Origin of the sequence: Pelomonas dachongensis (assembly GCF_043555865.1) — a bacterium.
GTDB lineage: Bacteria > Pseudomonadota > Gammaproteobacteria > Burkholderiales > Burkholderiaceae_C > Pelomonas > Pelomonas dachongensis.
Genome location: NZ_JBIGHY010000002.1, coordinates 901467 through 914928, shown reverse-complemented (window position 1 = coordinate 914928; position 13462 = coordinate 901467). Strand labels below are relative to the sequence as shown.

The 13462-nt window shown below is 70.3% G+C and carries 13 protein-coding genes; 4 read left to right on the top strand and 9 right to left on the bottom strand.

Annotated features, from left to right (window positions below):
* Position 1: 1 nt before the first annotated feature.
* The 4 genes from ACG02S_RS08765 to ACG02S_RS08750 are packed head-to-tail and all read left to right on the top strand — an operon-like array spanning position 2 to position 3545.
* Complete coding sequence (locus ACG02S_RS08765; RefSeq protein ID WP_394470056.1) at positions 2 to 925, top strand: branched-chain amino acid ABC transporter permease; 924 nt, start codon at positions 2 to 4, stop codon at positions 923 to 925.
* 10 nt (positions 926 to 935) lie between these two features.
* Positions 936 to 2015, top strand: coding sequence for a branched-chain amino acid ABC transporter permease (locus ACG02S_RS08760; protein ID WP_394470055.1), 1080 nt, complete (start codon positions 936 to 938; stop codon positions 2013 to 2015).
* Between the two features lie 13 nt (positions 2016 to 2028).
* Complete coding sequence (locus tag ACG02S_RS08755) at positions 2029 to 2814, top strand: ABC transporter ATP-binding protein (RefSeq protein ID WP_394470054.1); 786 nt, start codon at positions 2029 to 2031, stop codon at positions 2812 to 2814.
* An 8-nt stretch (positions 2815 to 2822) separates the two neighbouring features.
* Positions 2823 to 3545 (top strand): ABC transporter ATP-binding protein, encoded by a 723-nt coding sequence (locus ACG02S_RS08750; RefSeq protein WP_394470053.1) that lies wholly within the window; start codon positions 2823 to 2825, stop codon positions 3543 to 3545.
* 23 nt (positions 3546 to 3568) lie between these two features.
* Here ACG02S_RS08750 and ACG02S_RS08745 read toward each other — a convergent pair whose 3' ends face one another.
* From ACG02S_RS08745 to ACG02S_RS08705, 9 genes are all read right to left on the bottom strand, one after another.
* On the bottom strand, positions 3569 to 4279 hold the full coding sequence (locus ACG02S_RS08745) for an anti-sigma factor (protein WP_394470052.1): 711 nt from the start codon (positions 4277 to 4279) through the stop codon (positions 3569 to 3571).
* The gene (locus tag ACG02S_RS08740; RefSeq protein ID WP_394470051.1) at positions 4279 to 4953 is read right to left on the bottom strand and encodes an RNA polymerase sigma factor; all 675 of its coding nucleotides are present in this window, start codon (positions 4951 to 4953) and stop codon (positions 4279 to 4281) included. The genes ACG02S_RS08745 and ACG02S_RS08740 overlap by 1 nt, the downstream gene beginning before the upstream one ends.
* Positions 4954 to 5023: 70 nt before the next feature.
* Positions 5024 to 7108: a TonB-dependent receptor gene (locus ACG02S_RS08735; RefSeq protein ID WP_394470050.1), complete on the bottom strand. Its 2085-nt coding sequence runs from the start codon at positions 7106 to 7108 to the stop codon at positions 5024 to 5026.
* Entirely contained in the window at positions 7105 to 8292 is a 1188-nt protein-coding gene (locus tag ACG02S_RS08730) for a HupE/UreJ family protein (protein ID WP_394470049.1), read from the bottom strand. Before ACG02S_RS08730 ends, ACG02S_RS08735 begins: the two co-directional genes overlap by 4 nt.
* Positions 8289 to 9368 carry a tetratricopeptide repeat protein gene (locus tag ACG02S_RS08725; RefSeq protein ID WP_394470048.1) on the bottom strand — a complete coding sequence of 360 codons (1080 nt, stop codon included), beginning with the start codon at positions 9366 to 9368 and terminating at the stop codon, positions 8289 to 8291. The genes ACG02S_RS08730 and ACG02S_RS08725 overlap by 4 nt, the downstream gene beginning before the upstream one ends.
* 92 nt (positions 9369 to 9460) lie before the next feature.
* A complete protein-coding gene (locus ACG02S_RS08720; protein WP_394470047.1) occupies positions 9461 to 9748 on the bottom strand; it encodes a hypothetical protein in 288 nt (95 codons plus the stop codon).
* Between the two features lie 14 nt (positions 9749 to 9762).
* Positions 9763 to 11295, bottom strand: coding sequence for a DUF4331 domain-containing protein (locus ACG02S_RS08715; RefSeq protein ID WP_394470046.1), 1533 nt, complete (start codon positions 11293 to 11295; stop codon positions 9763 to 9765).
* 301 nt (positions 11296 to 11596) lie between these two features.
* Positions 11597 to 12649 (bottom strand): Leu/Phe/Val dehydrogenase, encoded by a 1053-nt coding sequence (locus tag ACG02S_RS08710; RefSeq protein WP_394470045.1) that lies wholly within the window; start codon positions 12647 to 12649, stop codon positions 11597 to 11599.
* Between the two features lie 80 nt (positions 12650 to 12729).
* A complete protein-coding gene (locus tag ACG02S_RS08705) occupies positions 12730 to 13458 on the bottom strand; it encodes a 2OG-Fe dioxygenase family protein (protein ID WP_394470044.1) in 729 nt (242 codons plus the stop codon).
* Between the last annotated feature and the right edge of the window lie 4 nt (positions 13459 to 13462).

Sequence of the window (13462 nt, the reverse complement as noted above, 5' to 3'; positions counted from 1 at the left end):
CATGGAGACTCTGATTCAACAGATCATCAACGGCTTGGTGCTGGGGAGCATGTATGCCCTCGTCGCGCTGGGCTACACGATGGTCTACGGCATCATCAACCTCATCAACTTCGCGCACGGCGAGATCCTGATGGTGGGCGCCATGGTCAGCTGGACCGTGGTCACGCTGCTGGCCGACGCCGGCCTCCCCGGCTGGGCGCTGATGCTGATCGCGCTGGCCTGTGCGGTGGTGGTGTGCGCGGTGCTGAACTTCGCGGTCGAGAAGATCGCCTACCGGCCGCTGCGCAATGCGCCGCGGCTGGCGCCGCTGATCACCGCGATGGGTATGTCGTTGCTGCTGCAGGTGCTCGCAATGATCGTCTGGAAGCCCAATCCCAAGCCCTTCCCGCTGCTGCTGCCCACCGACCCGTTCGACCTGGGCGGCCCGGTCATCACCGTCACGCAATGCCTGATCCTGGGCCTGACGGTCTGCATCCTGGCGGCGCTGATGTACCTGGTGAACTTCACGAAGCTGGGCCGCGCGATGCGCGCTACGGCCGAGAACCCGCGCGTGGCCGGCCTGATGGGCGTGAAGCCCGACTTCATCATCTCCACCACCTTCGTCATCGGTGCGGCGCTGGCCGCCGTGGCCGGCCTGATGTGGGCGGCCAACTACGGCACCGTGCAGCACACGATGGGCTTCATGCCAGGCCTGAAGGCGTTCACGGCCGCGGTGCTGGGCGGCATCGGCAACCTGGCCGGCGCGGTGGTGGGGGGCGTGCTGCTGGGCCTCATCGAGGCCATCGGCGCTGGCTACCTGGGCGAGCTGACCGGCGGTGTGCTGGGCAGCCACTACGCGGACATCTTCGCCTTCGTGGCCCTCATCCTCGTGCTCACGCTGCGGCCCTCGGGCCTGCTGGGCGAGCGCGTCGCTGACCGGGCTTGAGGAGACTCACATGCAAGCCAAGAAACTCATCACCTTCCTGCTCGCAGCCATCGGCCTGCTCGTCGTGCCGCTGTTCGCACAGCAGTTCGGCAGCGGCCCGGTGCGCATCATCGACCTGGCGCTGCTGTACGTGCTGCTGGCGCTGGGCCTGAACATCGTCGTCGGCTATGCCGGCCTGCTGGACTTGGGCTACGTGGCCTTCTACGCGGTCGGGTCCTACTTGTTCGCGCTGATGGCCAGCCCGCACCTCAGCGAGAACTTCGAGGCCTTCCGGGCCGCGTTCCCGGATGGCGTGCATTCGCCGCTGTGGATCGTCATCCCGCTGGCGGCGGGCGTCGCGGCGCTGTTCGGCGTGGCGCTGGGCGCGCCCACGCTGAAGCTGCGCGGCGACTACCTCGCCATCGTCACGCTGGGCTTCGGCGAAATCATCCGCGTGTTCCTGAACAATCTGGAGCACCCGGTCAACGTGACCAACGGCCCACGCGGCATCGGCCAGATCGACTCGTTCCACATCTTCGGCGTCAACCTCGGCAAGTCGCTGCAGATCGGCGACTACACGCTGCCGTCGGTGACGCTGTACTACTACCTGTTTCTGGCACTGGTGGTGGGCAGCGTCATCATCTGCTACCGGCTGGAGCAGTCACGCATTGGCCGCGCATGGATGGCCATCCGCGAGGACGAGATCGCCGCCAAGGCCATGGGCATCAACACCCGCAACCTGAAGCTGCTGGCTTTTGGCATGGGCGCCACGTTCGGCGGCGTGGCCGGCGCGATGTTCGCGAGCTTCCAGGGCTTCGTGTCGCCCGAGTCCTTCAGCCTGCAGGAGTCGGTCATGATCGTCGCGATGGTGGTGCTGGGCGGCATTGGCCACATCCCCGGCGTCATCCTGGGCGCGTTGCTGCTGGCGGCGCTGCCCGAGGTGCTGCGCTACGTTGCCGGCGACATCCAGCAGATGACGGACGGCCGCATCGACGCGTCCATCCTGCGCCAGCTGCTGGTGGCGCTGGCCATGATCACCATCATGCTGATCCGTCCGCGCGGCCTGTGGCCCGCGCCGGAGCACGGCAAGTCCGCCCCAGCGGCCAAGTGAGGGGATGAGCGACATGAGCACACACGACAACATCGTCCTCAACGTCAGCGGCGCGTCCAAGCGCTTCGGCGGCGTGCAGGCCCTGTCCGACGTCGGCATCCAGATCCAGCGCGGCCAGGTCTACGGCCTGATCGGCCCCAACGGCGCTGGCAAGACGACCTTCTTCAACGTCATCACCGGCCTGTACACGCCCGACGGCGGCAGCTTCTCACTGGGTGGCACGCCGTACACACCGCAGGCCGTGCACCAGGTCGCCAAGGCCGGCATCGCGCGCACCTTCCAGAACATCCGCTTGTTCGCCGACATGACGGCGATCGAGAACGTGATGGTGGGCCGCCACATCCGCACCAAGTCCGGCCTGGTCGGCGCGGTGTTCCGCACGCCCAAGTTCAAGGCCGAGGAAGCCGCCATCAAGGCACGCGCGCAGGAGTTGCTGGACTATGTCGGCATCGGCAAGTACGCGGACTACAAGGCCCGCACGCTGAGCTACGGGGACCAACGCCGCCTGGAGATCGCTCGCGCACTGGCCACCGACCCGCAGCTGATCGCGCTGGACGAGCCCGCCGCCGGCATGAACGCGACCGAGAAGGTCGTGCTGCGCGAGTTGATCGACCGCATCCGCAACGACGGCCGCACCATTTTGCTGATCGAGCACGACGTGAAGCTGGTCATGGGCCTGTGCGACCGGGTCACGGTGTTGGACTACGGCAAGCAGATCGCCGAGGGCACGCCGGCCGAGGTGCAGAACAACGAGAAGGTGATCGAGGCCTACCTCGGCGCCGGTCACAAAACACATTGAGCACGCACATGGCAGACGCAAAGCAAACCCTGCTGAAGGTCAGCGGCCTGAAGGTCGCCTACGGCGGCATCCAGGCCGTCAAGGGCGTGAGCTTCGAGGTGCGCGAGGGCGAACTGGTGTCGCTGATCGGCGCCAACGGCGCGGGCAAAACCACCACGCTGAAGGCCATCACCGGCCTGCAGCCGGTGGCCGCCGGCAGCGTGGAGTACCTGGGCAAGGCCATCAAGGGCCAGGGCGCCTGGGACCTGGCCAAGCAGGGCCTGGTGATGGTGCCCGAGGGCCGCGGCACGTTCACGCGCATGACCATCGTCGAGAACCTGCAGATGGGCGCCTACAACCGCAAGGACGGGGAGATCAACGCCGACATGGACAAGGTCTTCGGCCTGTTCCCGCGGCTGAAGGAGCGCGCCAAGCAACTGGCCGGCACCATGTCTGGCGGCGAGCAGCAGATGCTGGCCATGGGCCGCGCGCTGATGGCGCGCCCCAAGGTGCTGCTGCTGGACGAGCCCTCCATGGGCCTGTCGCCCATCATGGTGGACAAGATCTTCGAGGTCGTGAACGACATCCACCAGCAGGGCGTGACGGTGTTGCTGGTCGAGCAGAACGCCAGCCGCGCGCTGCAGCTGGCCAACCGCGGCTACGTGATGGAGTCTGGCGAGGTCACGATGGAGGGCGAGGGCCGTGCGCTGCTGAACGACCCCAAGGTGCGCGCCGCGTACCTGGGCGAGTAGGCGCTCTTTCTGATTCGCGCCGTCTAGATCGAGCCTGCCGAGACGATCGGTCCGGTCGGCGCCCCGGTGGGCGAGCCGCCGGTCGGCTCCAGGCTGACGGCAAAGGCCTTCGTCTGCGCGAGCAGGTTGGCGCGCGTCACGGTGGTTGCCACGTCGCCGGCCTGCACCAGCCCCAGCGACCGCGGCGAGCCCTCTCGCGGCACGGCCCACAGCTGCAGCGAATAGCGGGGGTCGATGGCCAGCGGCGCCAGCGGCTTCAGCACCAGCGTGCGGCCGTCTGAAGCCACGCTGGCGACGAAACCGGTCTTGACCAGCTCGACCCCATCCGGCGTGCTGCGCATCACCACCACGACCGGCGGCGCCTCGGGCGCCGGGCGCGCCACCACCAGGGCCAGCACGACCGACGCCGCCAGCGCCGCGCCGCTGAGGCCTTGCCAGAACCGCAGCACGCCGCGCCGAACCGGCCGGGGCGCTGCGGTCGACACCCGTTCATCGTTCGCTGCCGCACCAAAGAGGCGAGCCTGAACGGCCGCCCACACGTGCGCGCCCGGCTCCACGGGCGCCACCTGCCCGGCCAACAGTTGCAGGCGGGCCAGCCATTCCGCAGTGGCACGGGCCAGCGCGGGATGCGCGGGCAGCAGCCGCTCGAAACGGCGGCGCGCGCCGCCTCGCAAGGTGCCCACCGCGTAGTCGGCGGCCAGCCGTTCAGCGCGCTCGGGATGTGCGTAGTCCATCAGGCGGCCCTCCCCATGGCATCCAGCCGCGCGGTTGCCTGGTCCAGGCAGGTGCGCAGCTTCAGCAGCCCGCGGCGCACCCAGCTCTTCACGGTGCCCAGTGGCTGGTGCAGGTGATCGGCCACCTCGGCATGGGACAGTCCCTGGTAGTAAGCCAACGCCAGGCTGCTGCGCTGCTCGCCGCTGAGCGATTCCATGCACCGGTGCAGCTCGTGTGCCCGGCTCGCGTCGTCCAGCAGGTCCTGCGGAGCGGGCTGTTCGCTGGGCAGGTGTTCGAGCAGATCCGTCTCGACGCCGTCCGCGTCCAGCCCGCCAAAGCGGCTGACGGTGACCGGTTGCGTGGCCTTGCGGCGCAGGCTGTCGATGGCCCGGTGACGGGCGATGGTCGTCAGCCAGGTCAGCACACGCCCCTGCGCGACGTCAAAAGTCGCCGCCTGCCGCCAGGCGGCGATGAACACCTCCTGGAGCACCTCTTCCGCCTGGTCTCTGTCGCGGTTGATGCGCAGCACCACGCCGAAAAGCAGGGCGCTGGTGGCCCGGTACAACTCCTCGAAGGCGCGCCGGTCTGCGGCGGCGACGCGTGCCATCAGGGCGGCGAGCCGCTCATCGCGTTCGGCGTGGGGCGAGGGCACCGCCGAGAGCGGGGCGGTCGTGGGGTCGGGCGGCTGCGTCATGCGTGGTTGTACGCTGATCCGGCCGGATTGGATGACCCGGCAGCGCCCTGGTTTCCCCCGGGGCGCCGGGTCAGAAGCTACGGCGCCAGGTGATGCGCCAGGTGCGGGGCTCGGCGGGGTGCACATGGCGGTCGGCCACCGGTGTCGCCTCGCCCGGCAGGCGCGACTCGTAGAAGTACTCGATGTCGTTGACGCGCCGGTCCAGGAGGTTGAAGACGTCCAGCGTCAGGTCCGTTCTCGGGCCGAAGCTGCGGCTCACGCGCAGGTTGGCCGTCAGCGACGCGCGCGAGCGCACGCTGTCATCCTCGATCAGCGGGGCGCTGCCCAGGTATCGCCACTGCAGGCTGCCGGACCACGGGCCCAGATCGCGCAGCGTCACGCCGACGGAGGCGACGCGGTCCACCGCGTTCGGGATGCGCGCGCCGGCCGGGTCGGCGTCGGCGAACCGGGCCCGCGTCCACGCGAAGTCGGCATCCACCAGCAGCCACGGGGCCGGCACGAAGCGGTTGTTCCATTCCAGACCGTGGCGCCGGCTGGGGCGGTTGGCCTCGGTGGCGCCGGCGTCCCCGACGTAGACCAGCTCCGAGTCGAAATCCAGCCGCCACAGCGCCAGCGAGCTTTGCAGGCCCGGCACGATCTCGCTGCGCACGCCCAGCTCGTAGCCCTTCGCCCCCACCAGCCCCGGCACCGCCTCCACCGGCTCGCCGCTGCGCGGGTCCACGCGCGCTGTCACGCCGCGCGCGTCGTTGCTGTGAAAGCCGCGGCCGGCGTTCAGGAACACCTCCGTGCGCGACCATGGCCCCAGCACCAGCGATAACTTCGGCGATGCCAGCGTCTGCCGAGCCGCGCCGGAGTTGGCTGCGTTGCTCAGGCTGTGGACGCGAAAGCGCGCCTGGTCGGCACGCACGCCGACGACCGTGCGCGCCCACGGCAGCAGTTCCACGCTCAGCTCGCCGTACGCACTGGCCAGCGACTGACGCACGCGGTCCTCGCGCGTGGTGCTCAAGGTGGCGCGGGCCTGGGTGTCGAAAAGGCCCACCTCCGCGCGGTCGTGCCGCAACTGCACGCCCACCTCGCTGCGCGCGGGCAGGCCGCCCAGCCGCAGGTCCGCCGCGTGGCTGGCCCGCAGCCCGTAGACACGCCGGTCGTCCTGCTGCGAGAACTGGTCACCCGTGTCGGGGCGCTCCAGCCCATACGTGAAGTTGGAGAACAGCGACAGCTGATAGGCCATGGCGTACGCGGCCACGCGGGTGCTGCGGCCGTCCGCGTCGCGTGACCATTCGCCCGACACGCTGCTGCGCCGCGTGCGGCCGCCGTCGGTCGGGTCGATGGCGTCAAAGCGATCGAACGGCCGGCCATTCCACACGCCGGCGTCGATCAGCCGCTGCGGCACCTGGTCGGTCGATGTCCAGCGCGCGCGATAGTCCATGGCGGCCACGCGCCAGCGGTCGCTGCCGCGGTCACTCGACAGGCTCAGCACCACGTTGCGGCGGTTCAAGTCCTCGGGCAGCCGCCACGGGCCGTCGTTGCCCATCGCTTCCACGGCGCCCAGCAACTGCAGGCCGTCGTCCAAGCGAGTGGACCCCGCCGCCACGGCGCGGCGGTAGCGGCCCTCGCCGAGCGTGACGCTGACGAACGGCGCGCTCAGCTGGCGCAGGTAGTCGATGTCTGCCGAGCCGGCCGCGGCGAAGTCGCCATTGCGCGCGAAGTAGGGCCCCTTGCGGTAGTCGATGCGCTCCACCAGCTCCGGGATCAGAAAGTTCAGGTCGGCGTAGCCCTGGCCGTGCGCGTGGCTGGGCATGTTGACCGGCAGCCCCATGACGGTGGTGGCGAAGTCGGTGCCGTGGTCGAGGTTGAAGCCGCGCAGGAAATACTGGTTGGCCTTGCCGTCGCCGCTGTGCTGCGTGACGATGAGGCCCGGCACAAACTCCAGCACCTCGCCGGGCCGCAGCACCGGCCGGCTCTTGATGAGCTCTGCACGCACGGCGCCTTGCGATGCGGCGTCGCTGCTGCCCACGCCGTTGTCATAGTGCCGGCCGTCGACCTCCACGCGCTGCAATGCCACGACCGCCGGGGTGGCGGGCGCCTCGGCGGCGCGTGCGCCTGTCAGCGCCATGGCCGCAGCGGCGCCCAGCCAGATCTTCGAGTTCGTCATCCGCCCACTCCCAACAATTGCATGTCAAACAGGCGCTCCACCAGCCACAAGGTGGCGATGAGCGCCACGGCGGCGGAGCCGGCCCCGAGCACCCACCGCACGTAGCCGCGCCAGCGGCGCGCCGCCCAGACCAGCGGCACCAGCACGGCGACGATGGCCAGCTGGCCCGCTTCCACGCCGACATTGAACAGGACCAGCGGCAGCGCCAGCTCCCCTCGTGCCAGGCCCATGTCCTTCAGCGCATTGGCGAAGCCGAAGCCGTGCACCAAACCAAACGCGAACGTGAGCTGCCAGCGCGCGTCCACCACCACGGGCCGCAGGTTGTTCAGTGCGGCGAGCAACACGCTCAGCGCGATGAGGCTTTCGACCCCGCGCGAGGGCGGATCCAGCACGTCGAACACGGCCAGCGCCAGCGTGATGGAGTGCGCCACCGTGAACGCCGTGACAACGCCCAGCACGCGCCACAGTGCCGGTCGCCAGGCGGAGGCCGGCCGCCAACGGCCCGCCTCGCGCTGCAGCACCGCCGGCAGCAGCAGCACGACGAGGAACAGCACGTGATCGATGCCGATCCAGATGTGGTGCACGCCGTCGCGGAAGATGGTGCCCGCGCCGAGCACGGCGCCGCTGGTGTCCGGCGCGCCGGCGGCGGTGGCGGCCAGCGGCAGTCTCAGCGCAGCCGTGCCCGGCGCGATGACCGTCGTCCGCGCAGCACCCGACTGGCGCCACACCAGCACGCCGCGGTGCGTGGGGTCGGTGGCGGCGAAGAGGTCGTAGCCCAGCTCGGCGGTGGCGGCCGGTGCCTGGGCGCAGGTCCAGCGGCGCGTCAGCACCGCGTAGCGGCCGTCGCTGTGCGCGTCCAGCTGCAGCGGCGCCATCGGGCCGGGCTCGCAGCGCGCACCCGCGGTGTCGCGGACGTCCAGCCGCACGTCGCGGCGGGCCAGCGCTTCGAGATCGGCGGCGCGCGCGCGCACCTCGCCCCAGCGCAGCAGGCCATCGTCATCGGCGTCGAGCACGAGGTCGCGGTCCAGGTCGCGCAGGGCGATGTCCGCGCGCAGCGTCACGGTGCGGTCATCCGCCTGCAGCTGCAGGTAGGCGTCGCTGGCCTTGTGCGCCCAAGCGGCAGGCGCCAGGAGGGCGCCTGCCAGGCTGACCCAGGCCCAGGCCCGAAGCAGGCGGGCCGTCATGCCGGCTCCTTCAGGCGACGGTCCTGCAGGCCCTGCTCGCGCATGAAGCGGCGCACGGGTTCCGCGGCCTGCGGCTGCTGTGCAGCGCGGGCGGCGCGCATCAGCAGCACGGCATCGGCCGGCTCGCGTTGCTGGGCCCAGTTCAACGTGGCCTGGCGCAGCGCCTCGGCGGTGTCGCCGCGCACGTCCAGCGCGAAGCGCGCGCGCTCGCGGGCGTGGCTGGTGTCGCCGCGAAGCGCCGCGGCGTCCAGGCGCGCCTGCATCTCGGCGGCGGCGCGGGCGGCGTCGGGTTCTTGCAGCCGGTGCCAGGCGATGGCCAGCCGCAGCAGCAGCGCGTCGGGCAGCGCTTCGAGCGAATCGGGCTGCCGCGGGCGCACGAGCGTGGCGGCGTCGGCGGGCCGCTTCGCGTCCAGCAGCCAGTCGGCGTAGGCGGCGCGTGCGTAGGGGTCATCGCCCAGTCGCAGCGCGCGGGCGTACAGCGGGCCGGCTTCGGGCCTGCCCTGGCGCTCGGCCAGTTCGGCCCGCAGCAGTGCGAGCCAGGCGTGCGGCGCGTTGGGGGCACGGTCCAGTTCGGCCAACCGCCGCGCGGCGGCATCGGCGTGACCCTGCAGGCTGTCGAGTTCGGCGACACAGGCCTGGCCGTGCGGCGACGACAGCGGCGGTGCGGCCAGGCGCTGGCAGCCGGCGCGCGCTTCGGCCCAGCGGCCACGCACCTGCAGCAGGCTGGCGCGCGTCAGCTCGGCCTGCGCCTGCACGGCGGCGGGCAGGCGGGGCGCGGCCAGCACACGGTCCAGCTCCGCCAGCGCGGCGTCGAACTCGTGCCGGGCCTGCAGCACGGTCGCCTTCAACAGCCGCGCGGCGGCGGGCGCAGCAGCGTCGGTCCACCAGGGCTGCAGCCAGGCCTGGGCGGTGCCGAGGTCGCGCGGGTCGCCGTTCTGGCGGCTGCGCTCGATGGCCTCGCGCGCGGCGCGCAGCGCCACACCGAGGTCTTGGGGACGCTGCGCCAGCACGCGCTGTTCGGCCCGTCGGCGTGCACGCTCCTCCGCCGAGCCCGCGCGCAGCGGCAGGCGCTCCACGACCTCATCGTCCTGACGAGGCGTGAAAGGCGCTGCGGAGGCTGCGAGCGAGACGGCTGTGAGGCACGCGAGCGCCAGGGCTCGCGCGGTCCTCAACTGACCGACGCCGGTTCGTCGGTTTCGCTGGCGGGCGGCACCGTGACGTTGTCAGCCGTCAGCGGCTCCGCCGTCTCGCTGGACATCGCCGTCGTCGTCAGCGTGAACTGCGTGTACGCCGACGACGAGACCAGTGCGCTGTCGGGCACCGAGGCCGCCGTGGTGCCGCCCGGCGGCATGCTGCCGTCGTCGCCGCCGCCGCCAAAGCAGCCGGTCACCAACGCCGCGACGGCGGACACCACGAGCAGTGCCGGGCTGGCGCGTCCTGAAGAAGAGGTGTTCATGGCAGGCTCCTGTCTCACTGCGTGCCGCCGGCGGGCGTGTTGAGGTACGGGAAGCCGGCCAGCAACGGGACGACAGCCTGGTCGACCGCGTCATGCAGCTTCAGCGACGTCATGCCCAGCGGCACGGCAGACGGCCGGCAGGCGGCGCCGAAGCCTAGCGCGTCGTTGTCGCCGTTGGCGATGCACAGGCCTCCCATCACCGCCACCAACGAGATGTCGACGACGTCATCCTTGGGCCGGCGGCCGTTGGGGAAGCCGGCGTTGTCGTTGCCCTTGGCCAACAGATTGCCGACGATGCCCAGGCGGTTCTGCTGCGCGAACGGCACGGCCGCAATGGACGTGTTCAGGCGCAGTTCTTCCGACGCGACGACGTTGGTCGGCTGGTTGACGCCCTTGATGCCGGTCAGGAAGGTGGTGACGAGATCGTTGCGCGGCAGGTTGGTCGGTGCCGAGCCGGGGATGGCGAGCACCGTGGACAGCAGCACCGGCAGCGTCGGGTTGGTCACATAGGCGGCGAACTGCGCGTCGTCCTTCGGCTTGGACGCATTGAAGCGGTCCTTGTCCGGCAGGCCGATGACCACTTCGTTGACCAGGGGCATGCCCAGGCGCGACACCTGGACCCACGCACCGCCGGCCTTGTCGCTGGTCTGGTGGCCCGCCTTGGGCGACGGATCCAGGATGCGGGCCTGGCGCATGCTGGCTGAGGTCCAGCCGCCGACCACCGGTTCGCTACCGGCGACGAGGCAGCTCTTGTGCACTTCAAGCGCCAGCGTGGTGACGTTCTTGGCGTCCAGCGTGTTCGGCGCGGCATTGATCAGCGCCGGATCGGTAATCACTGCCGCCGGTGCGTTCACCAGGTCGAAAATTGTGCCGAGGTTGACGGCAAACGGGTCTTTGCGCTGGCCCACGAACAGCTTGGCGGCCTGGTTGCAGCCCGGTACGTTGACGGTGTAGATGTGCTTGGCCGCGTAGGCGGGGTAGTCGGCGATGGTCTTCTTGCCGATGTTGTCGACCGGCTTGTCGAACGTGGCTGAGCCACCGCTGGCATTGGTGATGGCGGTGCGCGTGCCGGCACGGCGGTCGCCGCGCACGATGTCGACCGTGTAGGTTTCGTTGACGTTCAGCGTCGCGGCCTTGACGTCTGACACGGCGCCGGACTGGATCAGCGGGATCGGCACGCTCTTGTCACCGACCATCAACGCGGTGCTCTTGAGGTTGTTCTTGAATCGGAACTGGAAGGTGACGTCTTCCTTGGCGTCGCCGTTGTTGTCGACGTGGATCTCGTAGAGCGCGTTGGGGTCCAGCGAGAAGTAGTTGGGGCCGCCGTACGCGTCCTGCAGCGGCAGGTAGTTGGCGATGAGCGTGACGTAGTCGGTGCGGCCCGCCTCGTAGCTCATGAACATGTAGAAGTCCGTCGCATCCACCTTGGGAACAGTGGTGATGAACGGCGCCTCGCGGTGGCTGGACGCGAAGGCCAGGTGGGCGCAGAGCGCGCTGGCGGCAATCAGCCCGACGCGCAGCGGCGTCGCCAATGGGAACTGGTTCATGGGATGTGTCCTCGTCGTTGGAGGGAAGCGGAGTGGATGCCGGGCGAATCGGGTTCGCCTGCTCGTCTTACGCGGCTTTGTCAGCCGTGGATGCGATTTCTGCCCCTCAAGCGGGAAAGAACATGGGCATCCACTGCGGTGGTGGCAAGCCGTGCGCCGGGTGCGTCCCGTCAGCGTCCGTGCTTTCGGGGACGGCGCATCGAAGAAAGAGTGCATCCAATCGTGGTTTGCTGCGTAAGCGCCCGCGCGCCCGCGTTCACATCTAGGGACTGGCACGGCCGTGCCGCGCCGGTCTCTTCAGTCAGACCATGCGAACCAGTTTGCTGCGCGCCCAGTCGTCGGCCACGCGGGCCGGCGTCGAGTCGGCGACCTGCACACGCTGCAGCAGCTCCTCCACGCGCTCGGCGATCCTGCCGACTTCGGCCATCACGGCGGTCTCTTCACCTTCGCCGCGGTACTCGCGCGCCACACTGATGATGCCGCCCGCGTTCACCAGGTAGTCGGGCAGGTAGCAGATGCCGCGGCGCTGCAGCGCGTCGCCGTCGGCGGGCGTGGCGAGCTGGTTGTTGGCGGCGCCGGCGATCAGCCGGGCGCGGATGGCGGGCACGGTCTGCTCGTTCAGCGACGCGCCGAGGGCGCACGGCGCCAGCACGTCCACGTCGGCGTTCAGGATCTCGCCCACGGGCACGGCCTGGGCTCCCAACTGCGCCACGGCGCGCTCGACCTTGGTCGCATCCACATCGGCCACCACCAGCTGCGCGCCTGCTTGATGCAGGAACTCCGCCAAGTGCCAGCCCACTGCTCCCAGGCCCTGCAGTGCGACGCGCACGCCGTCCAGCGAGTCCCGGCCCAGCACCAGCCGCACGCCGGCCCGGATGGACACGAACACGCCCCAGGCCGTCTTGGGGCTGGGATCACCGCCGAACGCGCCTTCGCGCGGGATGCCGCTGACGAAGGGCGTATGGGCTTGCATGCCGCGCATGTCGGCGGTGGTGGTGCCGACGTCTTCGGCGGTGATGTAAGCGCCGTTCAGCGACTGCACCGCGCGGCCGAAGGCGGCGAAGAGGGCGGGCCGGTCGAAGTCGCCTTGCGGCTTCAGGATGACGGCCTTGCCGCCGCCGAAGGGCAGGTCGGCCAGCGCGTTCTTCAGGCTCATGCCTTGCGACAGGCGCAGCGCGTCGTTCAGCGCGGCGAGTTCGGTGTCGTAGTGCCACAGCCGGCAGCCGCCGAAGGCGGGGCCGCGCGCGGTGCTGTGCACGGCGAGGATGGCCTTGAGGCCGGTGGCCGGGTCGGTGGCGAGCAGCACGCGTTCGTGGGCAGCTTGCTCGGGCAGGCCGAAGAGGGAGGTCGTCATGATGGAGGCGCTTTTGGCGCGGTAGATGAACAAACGGCCACGCTTTTGGCGTGGCCGTCGAGGAGTTTATCGGGCCGCTCTCACGGTCCCTGGAATCCACCGCTTCGCAACGTGATCACCAAGGTATCGCGCCAGCCGCGCTCGCCGGCCACCAGCGGCTGGATGGGCGTGGTCTCGTGGATGACGCGGGCGTCGTCCAGCAACAGCGCGGTCCACGGCTCCAGCATCGTGAAGCGCTGGCCAGCCGGGCCGTGGGCGTCGAACACGCGCGACTCGCCGCCCTTGATCTCGTGGCGGCCCACCAGCAGCACGGCCACCAGGTCCACGCCATCGCGGTGCGCGCCCTCGGGCGTGGGCCGGCCGATGCCGTCGCTGGTGTCGATGCGGAAGGGGTGGGCCTCGATGAACCAGGGCTGCTCTCCCTTCAGCGCAGACGCCACGCGTGCCAGTCCCCGCAGCAGCGCTGCCCAGGCCGGTGAATTGACCATCTGCTGCGCCAGCGGCACGTACCAGCGCTGGATGCCGCCGTGCAGCGCGTTGTAGTCCAGCGGCTGCCAGTGCGCGCGGTGCGGCTGCAGCGTCAGCGTGTCGCCGTCGGCGACGAAGCAGCCGTGGCGACGGAAGCGGTAGCGGCCGCCGTCGCGCAGGTAGCCGTCGGGCGGCAGGTCGTCCCAGCAGGGCATGAGCGGGTCGAGTTCGGCGGCCGACACGCCCAGCACGGGCAGCGCGGCCGGCGCGAGTACGGCCTCGCCCTCGCGCTTGAGGGCGCCGACGAGGTCGGCCGGATCGGTCCAGGGCGGCTCGAACATGGTC

What these genes read in the sequence shown, in the direction of transcription:
- ACG02S_RS08720 (WP_394470047.1), bottom strand. Translation starts at nt 9,748, where the DNA reads ATGAACACCTCTTCTTCAGGACGCGCCAGCCCGGCACTGCTCGTGGTG.
- ACG02S_RS08730 (WP_394470049.1), bottom strand. Translation starts at nt 8,292, where the DNA reads ATGACGGCCCGCCTGCTTCGGGCCTGGGCCTGGGTCAGCCTGGCAGGC.
- ACG02S_RS08755 (WP_394470054.1), top strand. Translation starts at nt 2,029, where the DNA reads ATGAGCACACACGACAACATCGTCCTCAACGTCAGCGGCGCGTCCAAG.
- ACG02S_RS08740 (WP_394470051.1), bottom strand. Translation starts at nt 4,953, where the DNA reads ATGACGCAGCCGCCCGACCCCACGACCGCCCCGCTCTCGGCGGTGCCC.
- ACG02S_RS08705 (WP_394470044.1), bottom strand. Translation starts at nt 13,458, where the DNA reads ATGTTCGAGCCGCCCTGGACCGATCCGGCCGACCTCGTCGGCGCCCTC.
- ACG02S_RS08735 (WP_394470050.1), bottom strand. Translation starts at nt 7,108, where the DNA reads ATGACGAACTCGAAGATCTGGCTGGGCGCCGCTGCGGCCATGGCGCTG.
- ACG02S_RS08715 (WP_394470046.1), bottom strand. Translation starts at nt 11,295, where the DNA reads ATGAACCAGTTCCCATTGGCGACGCCGCTGCGCGTCGGGCTGATTGCC.
- ACG02S_RS08750 (WP_394470053.1), top strand. Translation starts at nt 2,823, where the DNA reads ATGGCAGACGCAAAGCAAACCCTGCTGAAGGTCAGCGGCCTGAAGGTC.
- ACG02S_RS08710 (WP_394470045.1), bottom strand. Translation starts at nt 12,649, where the DNA reads ATGACGACCTCCCTCTTCGGCCTGCCCGAGCAAGCTGCCCACGAACGC.
- ACG02S_RS08765 (WP_394470056.1), top strand. Translation starts at nt 2, where the DNA reads ATGGAGACTCTGATTCAACAGATCATCAACGGCTTGGTGCTGGGGAGC.
- ACG02S_RS08760 (WP_394470055.1), top strand. Translation starts at nt 936, where the DNA reads ATGCAAGCCAAGAAACTCATCACCTTCCTGCTCGCAGCCATCGGCCTG.
- ACG02S_RS08745 (WP_394470052.1), bottom strand. Translation starts at nt 4,279, where the DNA reads ATGGACTACGCACATCCCGAGCGCGCTGAACGGCTGGCCGCCGACTAC.